The organism is Pseudomonas sp. GM41(2012) (genome assembly GCF_000282315.2).
Lineage (GTDB): Bacteria > Pseudomonadota > Gammaproteobacteria > Pseudomonadales > Pseudomonadaceae > Aquipseudomonas.
Genome location: NZ_AKJN02000011.1, coordinates 217,422 through 237,043, shown reverse-complemented (window position 1 = coordinate 237,043; position 19,622 = coordinate 217,422). Strand labels below are relative to the sequence as shown.

Here is a 19,622-nt window from a genome sequence, read left to right as displayed (position 1 = left end):
AGCGCTGGAAACTGATGGCCAACTGAGCCACTCCCCCTCCCGACTTGATCACCTCTTTTATTTCCACGTCATCCAAACGGCGCGGTGCATCAGCAGCGGGTTGGGGGTGGTTCAAGCATGATTCGCGACAGCGCTGCCCATACTCCCCGACTATTCCGGGACGCCGCCTCTGGCCGCACACTCATCTAGACTTAATGGATAGTCGTAGGCAGAACTGAACACGTCGCTTTGGTGCAGTCGAATCAAAAGCAGCGTGGCAAGCTGCCTCAATGCCCTATAAAAGGTGCGGCGAAGACCGTGCCGGGCACAACAAGATGCCCGCTCAGGGTGCCCTGGCCGACGGCCTGAAATTGCCACGATTCCGTGACGTGGTGTGAGTGCCGCAGCCGACACTTTCGGACGACCGACAACCCTCTGGTTTGTCCGTGACCGTGAGGAATGCTGAATGCCTGATGAGATGTTGCAATTGCCTATGGTCAACAGCGTGCTGGAGCGCCACAAGGGCTCTGCGGGCGCACTGTTGCCGATTCTTCATGAGATTCAGGAGGGCATCGGTTACATCCCCGATGCCGCCATCCCCGAGATTGCCCACGCGCTGAACCTGAGTCAGGCCGAGGTTCGCGGGGTGATCAGCTTTTACCATGACTTCCGTACCGCGCCGCCGGCCCGGCATATCCTGCGGCTGTGTCGCGCCGAGTCGTGCAAGAGTCGCGGCGCCGAGCAGCTTGCTGCGCAGTTGCGCGAACGCCTGCAACTGGACGATCACGGCAGCAGTGCCGACGGCAGCATCAGTTTGCGCCCGGTGTATTGCCTCGGCGCTTGCGCCTGCTCGCCCGCTCTGGAACTGGATGGCCGGGTGCATGCGCGGCTCAGCGCTGAGCGTCTGGATGCCTTGCTCGACGCTTGCCGGGAGGACGCATGATGCCGGCTTTCTATCTATCCAGTGATTCGCTAGCCCGTGCCGTGGGTGCCGAAGAGGTTGTGGTAGCCCTTATCACCCATGCCCGGGGACGCGTTGTGCCCCTGGAGGTGCAACGCACTAGCTCGCGTGGCCTGTACTGGCTGGAACCACTGCTGGAAGTGGACACACCGCAAGGCCGTATCGGCTTTGGCCCGATGACCGCTGCCGACGTGCCGTCCGTGCTCGATGCGCTGCAAGGCGAGCCGTCCGCGCATCCACTGGCTTTGGGCCTGGTGGAAGAACTGCCTTATCTGAAGACTCAACAACGCCTGCTATTCGCCCGCGCCGGCATTACCCGGCCGTTGTCCCTGGATGATTACCGGGCCCACGGTGGCTTCGAGGGCTTGACCCGCGCCATCGCAGTGGGCGGCGAGCAGACCGCGACGGAAGTGTTCGATTCAGGCCTGCGTGGCCGCGGCGGCGCGGCCTTCCCGGCCGGGATCAAATGGCGCACTGTGCGCGCCACCCAGGCGGCGCAGAAGTACATTGTGTGCAACGCCGACGAAGGCGACTCCGGCACCTTCGCCGATCGCATGTTGATGGAAGGCGACCCCTTCCTGCTGATCGAAGGCATGGCCATTGCCGGCATCACGGTCGGCGCCACTTACGGCTACATCTATGTGCGCTCGGAATATCCAGACGCCGTGGCCACATTGCGTGCAGCGCTGGACATCGCCCGGTCCGCCGGTTACCTCGGCGCCAATGTCGGCGGCAGCGGCCAGGCCTTCGATATGGAAGTGCGCGTCGGGGCCGGCGCGTACATCTGCGGTGAAGAAACCGCGCTGCTGGACTCGCTCGAAGGTAAGCGCGGGATCGTCCGCGCCAAGCCGCCGATCCCGGCTTTGAAGGGCCTGTTCGGCCTGCCGACACTGGTGCACAACGTGCTGACCCTGGCCTCGGTGCCGCTGATTCTGGCCAAGGGCGCGCAGTTCTATCGCGATTACGGCATGGGCCGTTCCCTCGGCACGATGCCCTTCCAGCTGGCAGGCAATATTCGTCACGGAGGTCTGGTGGAACGGGCCTTTGGCCTGACGCTGCGGGAACTAGTGGAAGACTACGGCGGCGGGACCGCCAGTGGCCGGCCGCTGAAGGCCGCGCAGGTTGGCGGCCCGCTCGGCACGTGGGTGCCGCCGTCGCAATTCGATACGCCGCTGGATTACGAAGCGTTCTCCGCCATTGGCGCGATGCTCGGCCACGGTGGTGTGGTGGTGGCGGATGACACGGTGGACATGGCCCAAATGGCGCGTTTCGCCATGCAGTTTTGCGCCGAGGAATCCTGCGGAAAATGCACGCCGTGCCGCATCGGCTCGACCCGGGGCGTGGAGGTGATCGACCGCCTGCTCGCCGCGCCAGACCAGAGCGGTCGCGAAGAGCAGGTGATCATCCTCAAGGACCTATGCGACACGATGCAATACGGTTCGCTGTGTGCGTTGGGCGGCATGGCCCCGTTTCCGGTGGCCAGCGCCCTCAAGTACTTCCCCGCCGACTTCGGTCTGCAATCTTCGGAGGCCGACCAATGATCACTCTCTTCGACCCGAACACCGATATCGATCTGGGCACCCCGGCCCGCGACAGCGACGTACAGGTGACCCTGAACATCGACGGCCGCAGCATCAGCGTGCCTGAAGGCACCTCGGTGATGCGCGCCGCGGCGCTGCTGGGCACCACCATTCCGAAACTGTGTGCCACCGACAGCCTGGAAGCCTTCGGCTCTTGCCGCATGTGCCTGGTGGAGATCGACGGCATGCGCGGCTACCCGGCGTCCTGCACCACGCCGGTCACTGAAGGCATGAGCGTACACACGCAGACGCCGAAGCTCGCGACCCTGCGCCGCAACGTCATGGAGCTGTACATCTCCGATCACCCGCTGGATTGCCTGACCTGCTCGGCCAACGGCAACTGCGAGCTGCAAACCGTCGCCGGCCAGGTTGGCCTGCGAGAAGTGCGTTACGGCTATGAAGGCGACAACCATCTCGCCGACGTGAAGGACACTTCCAACCCCTACTTCGACTACGACCCGAGCAAGTGCATTGTCTGCAACCGTTGCGTGCGTGCCTGCGAAGAAACCCAGGGCACCTTTGCCCTGACCATTACCGGGCGCGGTTTCGAATCCCGGGTCGAGGCCGCCGGTGGCGAGAACTTCCTCGACTCGGAATGCGTGTCTTGCGGCGCCTGTGTGCAAGCCTGCCCGACTGCGACGCTGATGGAAAAAAGCGTGGTCGAACTGGGCCAGCCCGAACGCAGCGTGATCACCACCTGTGCCTATTGCGGCGTGGGCTGCTCGTTCCGCGCCGAGATGAAAGGCGACCAGTTGGTGCGCATGGTTCCAGACAAGAATGGCCAAGCCAACCATGGTCACTCCTGCGTCAAAGGACGCTTTGCCTGGGGCTACGCCACCCACCCGGATCGCATCACCAAACCGATGATCCGCAAAAACATCAACGACCCTTGGCAGGAAGTCAGCTGGGATGAAGCGGTAACCTACGCCGCCAGCGAATTCCGCCGACTGCAGCAAAAATACGGCCGCGATTCCATTGGTGGCATCACTTCCAGCCGTTGCACCAACGAAGAAACCTACCTGGTGCAGAAACTGGTGCGCGCCGCCTTCGGCAACAACAACGTCGACACCTGTGCGCGGGTCTGCCACTCGCCGACCGGCTATGGCCTGAAGCAAACCCTGGGCGAGTCCGCCGGCACCCAGAGTTTTGATTCGGTGATGCAGGCCGACGTGATCCTGGTGATGGGCGCCAACCCCAGCGACGCTCACCCGGTGTTCGCCTCCCAGCTCAAACGCCGCCTGCGTGAAGGCGCGCGACTGATCGTCATCGACCCACGACGCATTGATCTGGTGGACACGGTGCATGCCCGCGCCGAACTGCACCTGGCCCTGCGTCCGGGCACCAACGTCGCCATGCTCAACGCTCTGGCCCACGTCATCGTCACCGAAGGCCTGTTGAACCAAGCCTTTATCGACGCCCGTTGCGAGGACAACGAATTCGCCCACTGGCGCGAATTCGTCAGCCGCGCGGACAACTCGCCGGAAGCCCTCGGTCCCATCTGCGGCGTAGAACCTGCCGACATCCGTGCCGCCGCTCGTCTATATGCCACCGGCGGCAACGCAGCGATCTACTACGGCCTGGGCGTCACCGAGCACAGCCAGGGCAGCACCGCCGTCATGGGCATCGCCAACCTGGCCATGGCCACCGGCAACATCGGCCGCGAAGGCGTGGGCGTGAACCCGCTGCGGGGGCAGAACAACGTTCAGGGCTCCTGCGACATGGGCTCCTTCCCCCACGAGTTGCCCGGCTACCGGCACATCTCCAACGAGGTCGTTCGCGCACAATTCGAACAGGCCTGGAATGTCACCCTGCAACCCGACCCGGGCCTGCGCATTCCCAACATGTTCGAGGCAGCGTTGAGCGGTAGCTTCAAGGGCTTGTATTGCCAAGGTGAAGACATCGCCCAGAGCGACCCGAATACCCAACACGTCACCGCAGCCCTGTCCGCCATGGAATGCATCGTGGTGCAGGACATTTTCCTCAACGAAACCGCCAAGTTCGCCCACGTGTTCCTGCCGGGCAGCTCGTTCCTGGAAAAAGACGGCACCTTCACCAACGCCGAGCGGCGCATTTCCCGAGTGCGCAAAGTCATGGAGCCTCTGGGCGGCAAGGCCGACTGGGAAGGCACGGTGGCCCTGGCCAACGCGCTGGGCTACCCGATGAACTACGCGCACCCGTCAGAAATCATGGATGAAATCGCCAGCCTGACGCCGACCTTCACCAACGTCAGCTACGCCGAACTGGATCGCCACGGCAGCCTGCAATGGCCGTGCAACGCCGCGGCACCGGACGGCACGCCGACCATGCACATCGAGGAATTCGTGCGCGGCAAGGGGCGCTTCATGCTCACCGGCTACGTGCCCACCGAGGAGAAGGTCAACAATCGCTATCCGCTGCTGCTGACCACCGGGCGCATCCTCAGCCAGTACAACGTCGGCGCTCAGACACGGCGTACCGATAACGTCGCCTGGCATGACGAAGACCGTCTGGAAATCCACCCGACCGACGCCGAGAGCCGTGGCATCAACGAAGGTGACTGGGTCGGTATCGGCAGCCGCGCCGGCCAGACCGTACTGCGTGCGCGGGTCACCGAACGGGTCGCCCCGGGCGTGGTGTACACCACGTTCCACTTCCCTGAATCGGGCGCCAACGTGATCACCACCGACAACTCCGACTGGGCCACCAACTGTCCGGAGTACAAGGTCACCGCCGTGGAAGTCAGCCGCGTCTACCACCCTTCCGAGTGGCAAAAACGCTATCAGGAGTTCAGCGACAACCAGCACCGTCTGCTCAACGAACGCCGTCAGGCGCGTGGCACTAAAGCCGAGGTACGCCGATGAGCACTGAAAACCTGATCAAAATGGTCAACCAGATCGCCCAGTACTTCGCCAACGAACCGGACCAGCAACAGGCCGTGCTCGGCGTGCGTAATCACCTGCAGATGTACTGGACGCCCGGCATGCGCAAGGAGTTGCTGGCCTGGCAGACGGAGCATCAAGGGGCAGACTTGCATCCACTGGCGCAAGCGGCGGTCAGTGGGGCGGGCTGGGAGGCTTAGGTCCGCACGATCCTAAGCCTGACCGAAAAACCCTGTGGGAGTGAGCCTGCTCGCGATGAGGGAGTGTCAGTCGACCGATATGGCGCCTGACACTCCCTCATCGCGAGCAGGCTCACTCCCACAGGGGCTACTCATCAGAATCGGTCAAATCCTCAACCTGGATGCACCGGCAACACCACCAATGCCTCCAACCCGCCCTTCGATCGATTGCGCAGCGTCAGCTCGCCTCCGTGTTCCAGCACAATCGCCCGCGCCGCCGACAACCCCAAACCAACGCCCCCCGTGCTTTTGTTCCGCGAGCCTTCCATGCGAAAGAACGGCACGAACACTTGTTCAAGACTGGCATCCGGAATACCCGGCCCACGATCCAGCACGTTGATCCGCACCTCGCCAGCACCCGGGATCAGTTCAATCGCCGGCTCACTCCCGTACTTGATCGCGTTATCCAGCAGATTGGTCATCACCCGCTTAAGCCCCAACGGTCGCCCGAAATACACCCACCGCAGCGGCCCACTGAAAGCAATCTCGACTCCCTGATCCCGATAATCATCCAGCAACGTTTGCAGCAGTTCCGCCAGATCAAACTGGGTCGCCGGCTCAAGCCGCGCATCATCGCGAAAGAACTCCAGCGCCGAGTTGATCATCGCCTGCATTTCATCCACGTCACGAAACAAACGCTGCTGTTGCTCGCTGTCTTCGATGAATTCCCCACGCAAGCGCATCCGCGTCAGGGGCGCGCGCAGGTCGTGGGAGATGGCGGCGAGCATTTGCGTGCGGTCGCGGATGAAGTGCTGCAGCTGGGCCTGCATGGCATTGAACGCGAGAATCGCCTGGCGGATTTCGTGAGGGCCAAGCGGTTCGATCGGCGGTGCGCGGAAGTCCACGCCGAAGCGCCGGGCGCCTTCGGCGAAGTGCTGCAACGGTGTGGCGAGGCGCCGGGTGGCGATCAGCGCGACCAGTGCGGTGGAGATCAGCACCAGCAGGATCACGATCAGGTAGCGTGGCGTTTCGTCGAGCCCCCAACTGCGCGAGGGCGCGGAGAACATCAGCCAGGTCGAATCCGATAGCTCGATCAGCAGCGCGTAATGTGCGTCCGCCGAGTGCTCCGTCCAGTCGGCCGGTTCATAGGCTTCGATGCGCCGGTCAGGGGTTTTGAGCATGGGCTGCAGAATGGTCGAGCCGATGCCGGACTTCGGATCTTCTACGGTCGGCAGATTGAGATCGTGTCGGTCCGGGTGCCAACTGACGGTGAAGCCGTTCTCGCTGGCGGCTTGCGCCAATGAGTTGCGCAGGGGCGCCGGGGCGGCCTCGACGACACGGGTGATGGCAGCGGCTTTTTCCAGCAAGCCGGTTTCGGTCAGCGGCGGACGCGCCCACACGCCGGCCAGTTGGATAAACAGCCCATTGAGCGCCAGTGAAATGAGCATGGCCAGGATGATCGTCAACGCGATCCAGCGCGCAACCGTATCTTGCGGCCAGTCTCGGGCGCGAATCCGCTTCAACCAGCTCATCGCCGCGTCACGCTGGGCGTGAACAGGTAACCGCCATTGCGCACGGTGCGAATCATCGCCGGCCGTTTGGTGTCGGACTCGAGTTTGCGTCGCAGGCGGCTGACTTGAACGTCGATGCTGCGATCGAACGCTTCATGGCAATGCCCACGCGCCAGGTCCAGCAATTGCTCGCGGGTGAGGATGCGCTGCGGGTGTTCGACGAAGACCAGCAGCAAGTCAAACTCACCGGCCGACAGCGGAATCATCACGTTGTCCGGCGAGCGCAGTTCGCGACGAGTCACGTCCAGGTGCCAGTCGGCGAAGTCGATCAGCGGCCGTGGCCGTTCCTGCAATACCGGGCGGCGCTCGTCCACGCGACGCAGCACGGCGCGCACCCTGGCCAGCAACTCTCGGGCGTCGAAGGGTTTGGTCAGGTAATCGTCGGCGCCCAGTTCGAGGCCGACCACGCGGTCGCTGAGTTCGCCCATGGCGGTGAGCATGATCACCGGAATGGCGTGTCGAATCCGCAGTTGCTGGCACAGGATCAGTCCGCTGTCCCCGGGCAACATCACGTCAAGAATGATCAGGTCTGGCGGTTGTCGCTCGATGGCCGCCCACAGCGATGCGCCGTCGGTGGCGACTTCGACGCTGTAGCCGTGCTGCACAAAGAATTTTTTCAGTAGATCGAGAACCTCAAGGTCGTCGTCCACAATTAAAAGGCTGTTCACCGAAGGTCACTTAAGGGGCGAATGGAACCGCCATCTAAAACCATTCACGGCAGCGCGTCATATATTTCAATCCTGCAATAAAACGACAGCGGCGCAATAAACCAGACATCTTTGCGCAAGGCTTGGGGCTCAGCATCTCGGCGAATTCCTCCCGAGAATCGCGTCCATGTTGCCTTTCAAATGTGCTCCCTGGCTGACCCGCAACACCTCGGTTGCCGTGCTGGCCGCCGGGTTGGCGGGTTGCAGCAGTCAGCCGCCGTCCACCGATGTGAGTTGCGCCGACATCGCCTATTCGGTGTACGACCCGGCGGAACCGTTCAATCGCGGGGTCTTCGCGTTCAATCGGGTGGTCGATGACTATGCCCTGGCGCCGGTCGCTCGCGGCTATCGCTACTCGCCGGACTTTTTCCAGACCGGTGTGCATAACTTTGTGGCGAACTTTGGCGAGCCCAAGGTGTTCATCAATGACCTGCTGCAAGGCAACCCGATGCGCTCGGCCAATACGCTGGGGCGTTTCGTGCTCAACACCACAGTCGGTGTAGTGGGCTTGATCGACGTCTCCGGCATGGCCGGCATCCCGCGTCACGACGCGGACTTTGGCCAGACGTTCGGCGTGTGGGGCATCGGCAACGGTCCGATCGTCGAACTGCCTTTGCTCGGCACTTCCAACAGCCGCGACGCCGTCGGCCGCGTGCTCGGTTTTGTGATCGATCCGTTTGGCAGCAACAGCGACACCGTGGACACGTTATCCACTATCAGCACGGTCGGCGGCTTCGTCGATGGCCGCGCAGAAGCCTTACCGCTGACCGACAGCCTGCAAAAACTGCCGGACTACTACAGCGCGTTACGCAACGTGGTCGCCGAGCATCGTGCCGCTTACGTCGCCGATGGCAAACAAGGCTCGGCGCAGACAACCAAACATCAATGCACAGGAGCACCGGCCGATGGTTTCTGAAGGCAATAGCCTGACGCTGCAACAACGGGTCATCAAGGACGACCCGGACACTCTGCACTGCCGGGAAATTACCCTGCGCCTGTCAGAGGACTGTCGCCATCTGGTGCTCAGCCGCTACACCGAACACTATGGCCCGGCGCTGGTGCGCTGGATCGAGCGTAGCCACACGGTGTCCGTGACAGACTTGTTTCGCTGGCTCGTGGCCAATGGCGAGACCGATGTAATGACGGCGGGTAGCGAGCAGTTGCCTTGACTGTCAGATTCGCGCCCGTTGCCATTCATTGACGTCAGCTGCGTTATCATCGCGCGCTTCTCCGTTCCAGAAACCCGGATGTCCATGTCTTTGCCGCTGCCTGACGATCACCAATCCCTGCCCCCTGTCCTGGTCGGGCCGCTGTTGCGGCGTCTGGAGCCCACGCGGCTGGTGATGTGGCTGGTGGGGTCGCGGGCGTTGTCGCTGACGTTGCGTCTGCAGGATCGCGACGCTATCCACCTCGACGCGAGTCAGTGCACGGTCATTGCGGTGGGCACCCAGGCCTTTGTTCATTTGATCGATGTGTCGCTGGACACCGCCCTGCCCTGCGACACGTTAATCGAATACGACTTGCTGATTGACGACGCTGGCACAGGCATCGCCGATTGGGCCCCGCACTTGCTGTACGGCGACGCCCGTTGCCCCAACTTCGTCCTGCGTACACGGGCCGATCATCTGCTGCACGGCTCTTGCCGCAAACCTCATCATCCAGCCCCGGACGGTTTGCTGTGCGTCGATCGTTTGCTGGAAGCCGAGCCGGACGCACACAAACGCCCGGCGCTGTTGATGATGAGCGGCGATCAGGTGTATGCCGACGATGTCGCGGGGCCGATGCTGCGAGCCATCCATGCCTTGATCAAGCGGCTTGGGCTGTTCGAAGAGCACCTCGAAGGCGCAGTGGTCAGCGACAGCGCCAAGCTCTACGAGCACCCCGCCAGTTATTACCATCGTGCGGATTTGTTACCGGCGCTGGAGAGCAACGAAACCCTGCGCGAGCGATTTTTCGGTGGGGCGCGTAAGCCGATTTTCACCAGCAGCAGTGCCGACAACCACCTGGTGACGTTCGCCGAAGTCATGGCCATGTACCTGCTGGTCTGGTCGCCGACACCCTGGACATTGATCGCCCCGCAACCGCCGGCGCTGACGCCTGCAAGACGCGAGCGTTATGCGCTTGAGCAGACACGCATCGATGGTTTCAAGGCCGGTCTGGGCGGTGTCGCCCGAGCACTCGCGCACCTGCCGTGCCTGATGATTTTCGACGATCACGATATTACCGATGACTGGAATCTTTCCGCGCAATGGGAGGAAACGGCCTACGGCCATTCGTTCTCCAGGCGCATCATCGGCAACGCACTGCTTGCTTATATGCTGTGCCAAGGCTGGGGCAACAACCCGGATGCGTTCGGCGCGGTGCTGAAGAAGGCCGGCAGATTGAGCGCCAGCGGGCATGACCGCAACCTCGACAGTGACATTCAGGACGAGTTGATTGACGATCTGCTGAGATTTCAGAACTGGCACTACGTGCTGCCCACCAGCCCAGCCATCGTGGTGCTCGACACCCGCACCCGGCGCTGGCGCAGCGAGATGAACCTCAAGCAACCGTCGGGTTTGCTGGACTGGGAAGCACTCAGCGAACTGCAACAGGAACTCCTCGATCACCCCTCGGCCATCATCGTTTCGCCGGCGCCAATCTTCGGCGTCAAACTGATCGAAACCGTGCAGCGCGTCTTCAGCTGGTGCGGTTATCCCCTGCTGGTGGACGCCGAAAACTGGATGGCCCATCGCGGTGCGGCCCAGGTGATCCTGAACATTTTCCGACACTCGCGTACACCCGGTAATTACGTGGTGCTGTCAGGCGATGTGCATTATTCCTTCGTCTACGAAGTACTGATCCGACACCGCAAGGCCGGCCCGCGCATCTGGCAGATCACCAGCAGCGGCATCAAAAACGAATTCCCGCCCGCACTGCTCGAGTGGTTCGACCGCCTCAACCGCTGGCTCTACTCGCCACGCTCACCACTGAACTGGCTGACTAAACGTCGACGTATGCGCATTGTTCCGCATGTCCCGGAACATGCTGAAGCGGGTGAACGGCTGTGGAATTCGGCGGGGATCGGGCAAGTGTTCTTTAATGAAAAAGGACAGCCGCAGGAGATCTATCAGCACAACTCAAACGGCTCGCCGAAGACCCGGATGGTTGCGCCTGAGAATGACGACTGAAGGCTGATCGTTCCGACATTTGATCGGTGCCGCTCATGAACCTCACCCGAACCCTGATCATCGGCAACTCCGGTTCCGGCAAAAGCTGGCTGGCCGAACGACTGGCCAAGCACCTGCAAGTGCCGTGGGTTGATCTCGATTCGATTCACTGGTTGTCCGACGAACACAGCATCGCCCGCCCCCGTGCCGAGGTGTTGGGCATGGCACGGGTGGTGGCCAGTGAAGAGCGCTGGGTGATCGAAGGCGTTTACGGCTGGATCATCAGCGAACTCTTGCCCCGGGCGACAGCACTGATCTGGCTGTGCGTTGACGATGACGAATGTGTTGCCAATGTTCGTCAGCGAGAGGCGCAGCGGGACAAGACTGACGAGTTGTTGATTGCATTGCTCGACTGGGCCGGCAGCTATCGTACGCGCGAAGACTCCAGTGGATTTTCCGCGCATGAGCAATTGTTCGACGGGTTTGACGGTTCGAAACTCAAGCTCAGGAATCGAACCGAAGTCACAACATTCGCAAACACCGTGTTACAAGCCAACTAACTCACACTGTTTACCAAGGATACGTATGTTTGCACGGAGCAAATTAGTCCCCGAATTAATGGTCACGGACATCAAGAAAAGCCTTCACTTCTGGACATCCCTGATCGGTTTTCAAATCGCCTATGAACGTCCCGAAGTCGGCTTTGCCTACCTCGATCAAAACGGCGTTCAGATCATGCTGGAGCAATACAACCCGGCCGAAGGCCAGTGGATGACCGGCGTACTGCAAGCGCCGTTTGGCCGAGGCATCAACTTTCAGATCACGGTTGATGTCGTCGAGCCGATACTCCAGCGCCTGACCGACGTTGAATGGCCGCTGTTTCGTCCTTGCGCCGATGTCTGGTATCGCGCCGGTGCGGTAGAAGTCGGCCAGCGTGAATTTCTGGTGCAGGATCCGGACGGTTATCTGGTTCGTTTGGTGGAGAGTTTGGGGGAGCGGCCGTTTGCGTCCGTAAGACACTGAGCCGATGCCTAGGCCGTGTGCATTTCACCATCGAGCATTCCCACTCGGAGCATGGGAACGATCAAAAAACTTGGGTGCCGGGGGATGTCGAGTAAATCGGATCGGGATTACATCGATCACGGAAACGTCTTGAAGAATCTTCGGCGATACTCAGGACAAGCGCGGATGCATCGTCTGCGCAACGACCACTCGTAGGTACCACCTTGTCATCCTGTACTCATTTCTGTACGTTCTTTGCATCGAGCGAGGACTACAACATGCAAACCATCAACTACACCACTGCACGTGCACATCTGGCCGAAACCATGGATCGGGTCAATGAAGATCGCGCTCCACTGTTGGTCACTCGCCAGAAAGGCGAACCCGTGGTGATGATGTCTCTGGCGGAATACAACGCCCTCGAAGAGACAGCCTATCTACTTCGCTCCCCTGCTAATGCTGAACGCCTGATCAAATCGATCGGCAACCTGCGGACAGGGAAAACTAAAACCAGGCAACTCATCGAAGAATGAATATTGAGTTCACTCCTGAAGGTTGGGAAGACTATCTGTGGTTCCAACAAAACGATAAGGCAGGACTCAAGCGAATCAACCTGCTGATCAAATCAATCCAGCGCGAGCCGTTCGATGGACTTGGAAAACCTGAACCGCTCAAATACAACTTGAGCGGTTGCTGGTCGCGCCGAATTACAGCCGAGCATCGCTTGGTCTATGCGGTCGAGGACGGTGAAATACGCATCGTGATGTGTAGATACCACTACTGAGATAAGTATCAGGCCGCGCTCACTGCCCGGCAAACCCCTCTGACAATCATCTCCAATTCCCGCTCATCAATCGTCAGCGGCGGCAGCAAGCGAATGGTCTTGCCCCGTGTCACGTTGATCAGTAAGCCGTGATCCCGCGCGGCGATCAGGGTCAGGTCGCGAATCGGCTGTTTGAGTTCGATACCAATCATTAAACCCTGGCCGCGAATCTCCAGGATGTTCGGGTCGTCCGCCAATTCGATGCGCAATCTGGCGAGCAAACGTTCGCCCTGAAGTTTGGCGTTTTCCAGCAGCCCTTGTTCTTCGATGATCTCCAGCACGGTGCAACCCACGCGGCAGGCAAGTGGATTGCCGCCGAAGGTGCTGCCGTGACTGCCGGGTGTAAAGAGGTCGGCGGCTTTGCCCCGGGCCAGGCAGGCGCCAATGGGAATGCCGTTGCCCAGGCCTTTGGCCAAGGTCATGACGTCTGGAACGATGCCTTCGTGCTGAAAGGCAAACCACTGGCCGGTGCGGCCGATGCCGGTCTGGATTTCGTCGAGCATCAGCAGCCACGCGTGCCGAGTGCAGCGTTCGCGAATGGCTTTCAGGTAACCGGGCGGGGCCATTTGGACACCGCTTTCACCCTGAATCGGCTCCATCAGGATCGCCACGATGCGCGGGCCGTGGGCTTGCTGCACCTTGTCCAGCGCCTTGAGGTCGCCGAATGGCACTTTGACAAAGTCCCCCGGCAACTCGTTGAAGCCCAGGCGTACGGCCGGGCCATCACTGGCGGACAAGGTGCCCAGAGTGCGGCCGTGAAAGGCGTTCTCCATGACCACCACCAGCGGTTGTTCGATGCCTTTTTGCCAGCCATATAACCGAGCGAGTTTCAGCGCGGTCTCGTTGGCTTCGGCGCCGGAGTTGTTGAAGAAGGCACGCTCCATGCCCGCCAATTGCGTCAGTTTCTGCGCCAGTCGCTGTTGCCAATCGATACTGTAGAGGTTGGAAGTGTGCAACAGCAGCCCGGCCTGTTCACTGATGGCCGAGACAATTTTCGGATGGGAGTGACCGACGTTGGTCACTGCCACGCCCGCCACCGCGTCCAGGTATTCACGACCGGCCTGATCCCACAGGCGCGTGCCCAGGCCCTTGGTGAAACTCAAGGCCAAGGGTTGGTAAGTGGTCATCAGGCAGGCGGCGGTCATGACATCAAGCTCCATCAATAGTCGGTGTTTTTGCAGTATGGTTAGCCACCTGAACTGGATAAACGCTGCAACACTTCAATCATTTTAAAGCTGGGCTTGATAATGGATTTATTCCAGGCAATGACCGTTTACGTCCGGGTGGTGGAAAGCGGCAGCATGACCGCTGCCGCTTTGCAGTGCGAAATGTCCACCACCATGGTCGGCAATCACCTGCGGGCCCTGGAGCAACGCCTGGGTGTACGTCTGCTCAACCGTACGACGCGACGCCAGCGGTTAACGGAATTCGGCACCGCTTATTACCAGCGTTGCCTCGAAGTGCTGGGGCTGGTGGCCGATTCCGAACGGTTGGCCGAGCAGGCCCTCGACGAGCCGAGTGGCACCTTGCGCATCACCGCGCCGCTGACGTTCGGCAGCGAAAAACTGGCACCGGCCCTGAGTGAATTCACCCTGCTGTGTCCACGCGTCAAATTGGATGTGGTCCTCACCAATCGCCGTCCGGACCTGCTCGAAAACGGTTTCGACGTGGCGTTTCGCCTGGGCAATACCGAGGAGACACACCTGATCGCCCGTCCACTCCTCGACTACAGCCTGACCATGTGTGCATCACCGGAGTATTTGGCGCGCAAAGGCACACCGCAGAAACCCGATGATCTGCAACACCACGACTGTCTATCCTTTGCCTATCCGGCCGGGGATGACTGGCAGTCGGTGGAAAAACACTGGCGCCTGACCGGTCCCGAGGGCGAAGTGGCGGTAGCGGTCAATGGACCGATGTTGATCAACAGTTCGGCAGGACTGCATCAAGCGGCGCGAACCGGTATGGGCATCGTGGTGTTGCCTGATGCGTTGATGGAGCAAGATCTCAAGGACGGAAAACTGGTGGCATTGATGCAGAATTACTTGCCGCCGAGCCGACCGATGAACCTGATGTATGCCCAGGATCGCTACCGTTTGCCAAAACTGCGCAGTTTCGTCGACTTTGCCTTGCAGAGATGGGGCAAGCACTAGCCGGCTCAATATGCCATCGACTAATCTCCTCGACAGGCGGGTCACTTAGATTTCAGGGCGGCAAGGAGTGCGGAGATGGGTGAAGCGTCGAAAATCGAGCCGTTGAAGTTCAATCTGTCGGATTTGAACGAAGACATGCTGCACACCATTCTGGAACTGGTCAGCGACGGCATCTGGGACTGGAACGCCAACACAGGGTTCGTCTATCGCAACCCCCGGTGGTACGAGATGCTCGGCTACCCGCCTCATTCCCTGAATAACAACGTGTTGACCTGGGAAAACATAATCCACCCCGACGATTACCTGCAGGTCATGGCGCTGTTCGACAACTACCTGAATCAACGAGCCCCCGGCTATCAGGCCGAGTATCGCTGTCGCATGCAGGATGGCAGCTATACCTGGATCGAAGACCGTGGCTACGTATTGGCACGCAATGCCGACGGCTCGGTGGCGCGGATGGTCGGCGCGCACCGTAGCATCGACGACAAGAAGCGCCTGTACGAAGCGCTTGAACGACGCAACCAATCCCTTGAAGCGATCGTTGAAGAACGCACTCGAGAGTTGTCTCGCGTTAATCAGCAACTGCAAATCCAACTCGAAGAAAATCGCAAGCTGGCGGAAACCGACACACTGACCTCAATCGCCAATCGCTATCTTCTGGAAAAAGCCCTGCCTCAGGAATGCGACCGCGCCCAACGCTTTCGACAACCGCTGTCGTTGATCGCCATGGACATCGACGACTTCAAGAACATCAACGATCACTATGGCCACGCGCTGGGCGATGCAGCATTGGTGCAGGTGATCGATAGCGTGAAGCACTGCGTACGCGAGGGCGATCTGCTCGCGCGTTGGGGTGGCGACGAGTTCATCCTGATCCTCCCCAATACACCACTCGCCGACGCCCGGACCCTCGCCGAACGTATCCGCCATGGCCTCGCAAGCCTGCTGCCAGTGGGGGACTTTCAAGTGACCATGAGTTTTGGCGTGGTTCAGCGCTTTGACGAAGAACAAAAGACCGGGTTGCTGGCCAGGGCCGATCAGGCGCTGTATCGGTCGAAGATCGCCGGCAAGAATGTGATTTCCGGATGAACAATGCCTTGCATGTTCGCGATGTACTGCCCTCGGAAGTAGAGTCCGTACGCCTTTTTCTGGGACAGAACGGATGGGCTCACCGCACAGGTTCCGCTGAGCATTTTGCGCAGTTGATCGCTAACTCCCAACGCACAGCCCTTGCCATGAAGGACTCCCGGATTATCGGTTTTGCCCGAGGCATCACTGACGGCCTATCAAACGGTTATCTGTCGATGGTCGTTGTCTGTGGAAAACATCGACGCGAAGGTATCGGGCGCGCGTTGGTTGAACATGTCATGGGCGAGAACACCGACATTACCTGGGCTCTGCGAGCAGGCCGGGAAGGCGCTTCGGATTTCTTTTCAAGCCTGGGTTTTGAAACGTCGACCATTGCGATGGAGCGCCCACGTCGTAAATAGCCAACCCGCCATTCACATACCCGCCTTCACCAACACCGGTTTCTCCTGATACCGATCCGGATAAAGCTTTTTCAGCTGCGCGACCTTCGGCAGATCGTTGATCACGATGTAGGGGTAGGTCGGGTGCTCGGTCAGAAAGTCCTGATGTTCCTCCTCGGCCGGGTAGAAACCGTTGTAGGTTTCCAGCTTGGTGACAATGGGTTTGTTGAACGAATGGGCGGCGCCGAGCTGGGCGATGTAGGCCTGAGCAACACGTTGCTGTTCGCTGTTTTCCGGGAAAAGCGCCGAGCGATACTGAGTGCCGCTGTCAGGTCCCTGACGGTTGAGTTCGGTCGGGTTGTGAGCCACCGAGAAGTAGATTTGCAGCAAGGTGCCGTAGCTGACCTGACGGGGGTCGAAGGTGACTTCGACGGATTCCGCATGACCGGTATCGCCACTGCTGACCCGCTCGTACTGAGCAGTGTTGGCTGCACCGCCGGCGTAGCCGGAGACCGCTTTCTTCACCCCTTTCACATGTTGGAACACGCCTTGGACGCCCCAGAAGCAACCACCGGCAAAGACTGCCTTTTCGCTGTCGGCCTGGGTGGTTTCGTCGAGGGTGGGGGGAGGAATGATGACCGCGTCTTGCGCCGCACCGAAGGAGAACGCCAGGCATTGGCCGATGATGCCGGCAGCGGCCAGGCCCAACAGGGTGCGACGCCAGGTGAATAGGGTTTTCATGAGACTGATTCCTGAGTGAATGGAATGACGATCAACCGAACGTAAACGCATACGCTGACACTCCGGGATCGAGAAACTCGATGCTGAAGGTCCGATCCGTTACGCCGCCGGTTTGGCGCACCAATTGGTACAAGCGTTGTTCAGTCACACTGCCGCTGCCGTCGGGCGCCACGTCGGTACCGTGGGCATCGCCGGGGGCTTTTCCGTCAACCAACACTTTGAAGCGCACCGGTTTACCGTCAGCGCCAGGCCCCAGCACCAGGTGCAGATCGCGGGCATGGAAGCGGTAAACGATGCGACTGGCCGGCGCGCTTGAAGTCGCCCGTTCCGGGCCGACATTCCATTGACCGTCCAGGCTCCAGTCGTTGAGCGCTAATTGCGATGGAGCGCTATAGGCCGACACCTTGTCCGGCACCAGGCTGGTTTCAGGCACGAAATGCTCGGCACGCTGGTAGCCGACATAGGTTTCCGGTGATTGCACTTCGTTCATGTCCGGGGCCAGTTGAACACCCTCGGCACTGGCATTGATCAGGCCGTCCGCGACCTTCGCGGCACCTGCTTCGCGCAGCAGTTGCTGGATCACCCGTTCCGATTCGGCGTACTCGCCCTCACCAAAATGGTGATAACGGATGCGACCTTGAGCATCGGCAAAATAGTGCGCCGGCCAGTATTGGTTGTTGAAAGCTCGCCAGACCTTGAAGTCATTATCGATGGCCACCGGGTAGTTGATGCCCAGGTCCTTCATCGCTTTGGTGACATTGCCTACGTCTCGTTCGAAAGCAAACTCGGGCGCATGGACGCCAATCACCACCAATCCCTGGTCGCGGTACTTCTCGGCCCAAGCCTTCACATAAGGCAGCGAACGCAGGCAGTTGATGCAGGAGTAAGTCCAGAAATCCACCAGCACGACTTTGCCTTTCAAGGCCTGCGCTGTGAGGGGTGGCGAGTTGAGCCATTGCACCGCGCCGTCCAGCGGTGGAAGGTTGCCTTCAATCGGCAGTGCGCCCGGCGCTTTGTCAGCCGCTTTCATTGCACTTCCCGAGGCTGGAACCTGCGCCATCATCGCCCCGCTAACGTTCGGTGATTTGCCGGCCAGCCGTCCCACCAAAGCCTGCTCGATACCGCCGGTGGACGCCGTCGAAATCCGCGCCAGAATCCCGGTGTCGAGCCCCAGGGCGATCGCCGCGACACCGGCCAGCATCGCGGCGCCCAGGCCTCGACGCAGCCACTCGCCAGCGCCGATGGAACGCTTCATCGCCGCGAAGACTTTACCGCCCAGCAGCAACGCCACCGCGAGGGAGGTTGCGGCACCCGCGGCGTAGGCCAGCAACAACAAGGTGGTTGCGATGCTTGCCCCTTGCAACGCGGCGCCAGTCAGCAACAGCCCCAGAATCGGCCCGGCGCACGGAGCCCAGAGCAGGCCCGTGGCGACGCCGATCAGGAACGAAGCGCCGGGACGCGGCCGTGCATCGGCGCCCGCGACTTCCGACAACCGGCTGCCAGCCGCCACCAGTGGCCGGGTCAGACGCTCGGCCAATTGAGGCAGCAACAGCGTCAGCCCGAACAGTGCAACGAACAGCAATGCGAGCCAGCGACCATATTGATTGACTTGCACCACCCAACCGCCGCCCACCGCTGCCAGCGAGGCGACGAGCGCAAAGGTCAGCGCCATGCCCGCCAATAGCGGCAACCCGCTCTTCATGAACGGCTGCCCGGTGCGAGCGAAGACAAAGGGCAGCACCGGCAGGATGCACGGGCTGACAATCGTCAGTACACCACCGAGATAAGCGAGGACCAGAAGCCACATAACATCGACCTGCAAAAGTGAGTGAAAGGGAGTACCCGCGGATCAAGTCGCCTGCGGCACAAAGGTCATCGCCAGGCCGTTCATGCAGTAGCGCAAGCCGGTGGGTTTGGGCCCATCGTCAAAGACATGGCCAAGATGACCGCCACAACGCCGGCAGTGGACTTCCTCACGCAGCACCCCGAAGGAGCGGTCCTGACGAGTGGCCACGGCCTTGTCCAGCGGTGCCCAGAAGCTCGGCCAACCGGTGCGGCTGTCGAACTTGGTCGCGGAAGAAAACAGCGGCAGGTCGCAACCGGCACAGGCAAACGTACCTTCACGATGCTCGTTGTTCAGCGGGCTGCTGTAGGCCCGTTCGGTGCCTTCTTCGCGCAGGATTTCGTACTGCTCGGCGCTGAGCATGGCGCGCCATTCGCTGTCGCTGTGAGTCACCTCGAACACCTCCGCCGCGCTGGCGTCACTGACCAGTGCAGAACTGGCGGCAAATTTTGGCAATACACCGATGACCAGGGCTGCAGCGCCTAGCCCGCCGCTTGCTACGAGAAACTGTCGCCGTGAAAACATGGTCGTCTCCGAAAATTCCAGGTGCCTGTCATGGAACACAGCCTAGGCTTGGGTTGATCGCCAAATCCTCACGAGAAGTTAA

At 60.6% G+C, this 19,622-nt stretch carries 20 protein-coding genes; 14 read left to right on the top strand and 6 right to left on the bottom strand.

Annotated elements, in window-relative coordinates:
* Window positions 1-445 precede the first annotated feature (445 nt).
* From PMI27_RS01805 to PMI27_RS01820, 4 genes are read left to right on the top strand one after another with little or no spacing between them, the layout of a single operon-like run.
* On the top strand, window positions 446-922 hold the full coding sequence (locus PMI27_RS01805) for a formate dehydrogenase subunit gamma (RefSeq protein ID WP_008147694.1): 477 nt from the start codon (window positions 446-448) through the stop codon (window positions 920-922).
* Window positions 919-2,481, top strand: coding sequence for a formate dehydrogenase beta subunit (locus tag PMI27_RS01810; RefSeq protein ID WP_008147693.1), 1,563 nt, complete (start codon window positions 919-921; stop codon window positions 2,479-2,481). The genes PMI27_RS01805 and PMI27_RS01810 overlap by 4 nt, the downstream gene beginning before the upstream one ends.
* Complete coding sequence (gene fdhF / locus PMI27_RS01815) at window positions 2,478-5,360, top strand: formate dehydrogenase subunit alpha (RefSeq protein WP_008147691.1); 2,883 nt, start codon at window positions 2,478-2,480, stop codon at window positions 5,358-5,360. The genes PMI27_RS01810 and fdhF overlap by 4 nt, the downstream gene beginning before the upstream one ends.
* Window positions 5,357-5,578, top strand: a complete 222-nt coding sequence (locus PMI27_RS01820; RefSeq protein WP_008147690.1) for a formate dehydrogenase subunit delta — start codon at window positions 5,357-5,359, stop codon at window positions 5,576-5,578. The genes fdhF and PMI27_RS01820 overlap by 4 nt, the downstream gene beginning before the upstream one ends.
* Window positions 5,579-5,730: 152 nt before the next feature.
* Here the strand turns inward: PMI27_RS01820 and PMI27_RS01825 are convergent, their stop codons facing one another.
* The gene (locus tag PMI27_RS01825; protein WP_008147689.1) at window positions 5,731-7,089 is read right to left on the bottom strand and encodes a sensor histidine kinase; all 1,359 of its coding nucleotides are present in this window, start codon (window positions 7,087-7,089) and stop codon (window positions 5,731-5,733) included.
* On the bottom strand, window positions 7,086-7,796 hold the full coding sequence (locus tag PMI27_RS01830; RefSeq protein ID WP_008147687.1) for a response regulator: 711 nt from the start codon (window positions 7,794-7,796) through the stop codon (window positions 7,086-7,088). The genes PMI27_RS01825 and PMI27_RS01830 overlap by 4 nt, the downstream gene beginning before the upstream one ends.
* Window positions 7,797-7,962: 166 nt before the next feature.
* Between PMI27_RS01830 and PMI27_RS01835 the strand changes: the two genes are divergently transcribed.
* The 7 genes from PMI27_RS01835 to PMI27_RS01865 all read left to right on the top strand — a co-directional run bounded on the left by PMI27_RS01835 (window position 7,963) and on the right by PMI27_RS01865 (window position 12,770).
* Window positions 7,963-8,751, top strand: coding sequence for an MlaA family lipoprotein (locus tag PMI27_RS01835; protein WP_008147686.1), 789 nt, complete (start codon window positions 7,963-7,965; stop codon window positions 8,749-8,751).
* Window positions 8,741-9,004, top strand: a complete 264-nt coding sequence (locus PMI27_RS01840; RefSeq protein WP_008147685.1) for a hypothetical protein — start codon at window positions 8,741-8,743, stop codon at window positions 9,002-9,004. The genes PMI27_RS01835 and PMI27_RS01840 overlap by 11 nt, the downstream gene beginning before the upstream one ends.
* Window positions 9,005-9,082: 78 nt before the next feature.
* Window positions 9,083-11,005 carry an alkaline phosphatase D family protein gene (locus tag PMI27_RS01845; protein WP_033053658.1) on the top strand — a complete coding sequence of 641 codons (1,923 nt, stop codon included), beginning with the start codon at window positions 9,083-9,085 and terminating at the stop codon, window positions 11,003-11,005.
* A gap of 35 nt (window positions 11,006-11,040) precedes the next feature.
* Entirely contained in the window at window positions 11,041-11,544 is a 504-nt protein-coding gene (locus PMI27_RS01850) for a hypothetical protein (RefSeq protein ID WP_008147683.1), read from the top strand.
* Window positions 11,545-11,569: 25 nt separating this feature from the next.
* A complete protein-coding gene (locus PMI27_RS01855) occupies window positions 11,570-12,007 on the top strand; it encodes a bleomycin resistance protein (protein ID WP_008147682.1) in 438 nt (145 codons plus the stop codon).
* Window positions 12,008-12,264: 257 nt separating this feature from the next.
* The gene (locus PMI27_RS01860; protein ID WP_008147679.1) at window positions 12,265-12,519 is read left to right on the top strand and encodes a type II toxin-antitoxin system prevent-host-death family antitoxin; all 255 of its coding nucleotides are present in this window, start codon (window positions 12,265-12,267) and stop codon (window positions 12,517-12,519) included.
* Window positions 12,516-12,770 carry a Txe/YoeB family addiction module toxin gene (locus tag PMI27_RS01865; protein ID WP_008147677.1) on the top strand — a complete coding sequence of 85 codons (255 nt, stop codon included), beginning with the start codon at window positions 12,516-12,518 and terminating at the stop codon, window positions 12,768-12,770. Before PMI27_RS01860 ends, PMI27_RS01865 begins: the two co-directional genes overlap by 4 nt.
* A gap of 8 nt (window positions 12,771-12,778) precedes the next feature.
* Here the strand turns inward: PMI27_RS01865 and PMI27_RS01870 are convergent, their stop codons facing one another.
* Window positions 12,779-13,954, bottom strand: coding sequence for an aspartate aminotransferase family protein (locus PMI27_RS01870; RefSeq protein ID WP_008147675.1), 1,176 nt, complete (start codon window positions 13,952-13,954; stop codon window positions 12,779-12,781).
* A 102-nt stretch (window positions 13,955-14,056) separates the two neighbouring features.
* On the opposite strand from PMI27_RS01870, the gene PMI27_RS01875 reads away from it, so the two are divergent.
* The 3 genes from PMI27_RS01875 to PMI27_RS01885 all read left to right on the top strand — a co-directional run bounded on the left by PMI27_RS01875 (window position 14,057) and on the right by PMI27_RS01885 (window position 16,452).
* The gene (locus PMI27_RS01875) at window positions 14,057-14,962 is read left to right on the top strand and encodes a LysR family transcriptional regulator (RefSeq protein ID WP_008147673.1); all 906 of its coding nucleotides are present in this window, start codon (window positions 14,057-14,059) and stop codon (window positions 14,960-14,962) included.
* 75 nt (window positions 14,963-15,037) lie between these two features.
* Entirely contained in the window at window positions 15,038-16,051 is a 1,014-nt protein-coding gene (locus PMI27_RS01880; protein ID WP_008147671.1) for a sensor domain-containing diguanylate cyclase, read from the top strand.
* Window positions 16,048-16,452 (top strand): GNAT family N-acetyltransferase, encoded by a 405-nt coding sequence (locus PMI27_RS01885; protein WP_008147669.1) that lies wholly within the window; start codon window positions 16,048-16,050, stop codon window positions 16,450-16,452. Before PMI27_RS01880 ends, PMI27_RS01885 begins: the two co-directional genes overlap by 4 nt.
* A 12-nt stretch (window positions 16,453-16,464) precedes the next feature.
* Here the strand turns inward: PMI27_RS01885 and msrA are convergent, their stop codons facing one another.
* The 3 genes from msrA to msrB are packed head-to-tail and all read right to left on the bottom strand — an operon-like array spanning window position 16,465 to window position 19,540.
* Window positions 16,465-17,172 (bottom strand): peptide-methionine (S)-S-oxide reductase MsrA, encoded by a 708-nt coding sequence (gene msrA, locus PMI27_RS01890; protein WP_008147668.1) that lies wholly within the window; start codon window positions 17,170-17,172, stop codon window positions 16,465-16,467.
* Window positions 17,173-17,203: 31 nt separating this feature from the next.
* Window positions 17,204-18,979 carry a cytochrome c biogenesis protein DipZ gene (locus PMI27_RS01895; protein WP_008147666.1) on the bottom strand — a complete coding sequence of 592 codons (1,776 nt, stop codon included), beginning with the start codon at window positions 18,977-18,979 and terminating at the stop codon, window positions 17,204-17,206.
* Window positions 18,980-19,021: 42 nt separating this feature from the next.
* On the bottom strand, window positions 19,022-19,540 hold the full coding sequence (gene msrB / locus PMI27_RS01900) for a peptide-methionine (R)-S-oxide reductase MsrB (RefSeq protein ID WP_008147663.1): 519 nt from the start codon (window positions 19,538-19,540) through the stop codon (window positions 19,022-19,024).
* Window positions 19,541-19,622: the final 82 nt, after the last annotated feature.

Bases quoted from the DNA above. Each gene is read 5' to 3' on its own strand.
- PMI27_RS01805 (WP_008147694.1), top strand. From the start codon at position 446: ATGCCTGATGAGATGTTGCAATTGCCTATGGTCAACAGCGTGCTGGAG.
- PMI27_RS01810 (WP_008147693.1), top strand. From the start codon at position 919: ATGATGCCGGCTTTCTATCTATCCAGTGATTCGCTAGCCCGTGCCGTG.
- fdhF (WP_008147691.1), top strand. From the start codon at position 2,478: ATGATCACTCTCTTCGACCCGAACACCGATATCGATCTGGGCACCCCG.
- PMI27_RS01820 (WP_008147690.1), top strand. From the start codon at position 5,357: ATGAGCACTGAAAACCTGATCAAAATGGTCAACCAGATCGCCCAGTAC.
- PMI27_RS01825 (WP_008147689.1), bottom strand. From the start codon at position 7,089: ATGAGCTGGTTGAAGCGGATTCGCGCCCGAGACTGGCCGCAAGATACG.
- PMI27_RS01835 (WP_008147686.1), top strand. From the start codon at position 7,963: ATGTTGCCTTTCAAATGTGCTCCCTGGCTGACCCGCAACACCTCGGTT.
- PMI27_RS01840 (WP_008147685.1), top strand. From the start codon at position 8,741: ATGGTTTCTGAAGGCAATAGCCTGACGCTGCAACAACGGGTCATCAAG.
- PMI27_RS01845 (WP_033053658.1), top strand. From the start codon at position 9,083: ATGTCCATGTCTTTGCCGCTGCCTGACGATCACCAATCCCTGCCCCCT.
- PMI27_RS01850 (WP_008147683.1), top strand. From the start codon at position 11,041: ATGAACCTCACCCGAACCCTGATCATCGGCAACTCCGGTTCCGGCAAA.
- PMI27_RS01855 (WP_008147682.1), top strand. From the start codon at position 11,570: ATGTTTGCACGGAGCAAATTAGTCCCCGAATTAATGGTCACGGACATC.
- PMI27_RS01860 (WP_008147679.1), top strand. From the start codon at position 12,265: ATGCAAACCATCAACTACACCACTGCACGTGCACATCTGGCCGAAACC.
- PMI27_RS01865 (WP_008147677.1), top strand. From the start codon at position 12,516: ATGAATATTGAGTTCACTCCTGAAGGTTGGGAAGACTATCTGTGGTTC.
- PMI27_RS01870 (WP_008147675.1), bottom strand. From the start codon at position 13,954: ATGACCGCCGCCTGCCTGATGACCACTTACCAACCCTTGGCCTTGAGT.
- PMI27_RS01875 (WP_008147673.1), top strand. From the start codon at position 14,057: ATGGATTTATTCCAGGCAATGACCGTTTACGTCCGGGTGGTGGAAAGC.
- PMI27_RS01880 (WP_008147671.1), top strand. From the start codon at position 15,038: ATGGGTGAAGCGTCGAAAATCGAGCCGTTGAAGTTCAATCTGTCGGAT.
- PMI27_RS01885 (WP_008147669.1), top strand. From the start codon at position 16,048: ATGAACAATGCCTTGCATGTTCGCGATGTACTGCCCTCGGAAGTAGAG.
- msrA (WP_008147668.1), bottom strand. From the start codon at position 17,172: ATGAAAACCCTATTCACCTGGCGTCGCACCCTGTTGGGCCTGGCCGCT.
- PMI27_RS01895 (WP_008147666.1), bottom strand. From the start codon at position 18,979: ATGTGGCTTCTGGTCCTCGCTTATCTCGGTGGTGTACTGACGATTGTC.
- msrB (WP_008147663.1), bottom strand. From the start codon at position 19,540: ATGTTTTCACGGCGACAGTTTCTCGTAGCAAGCGGCGGGCTAGGCGCT.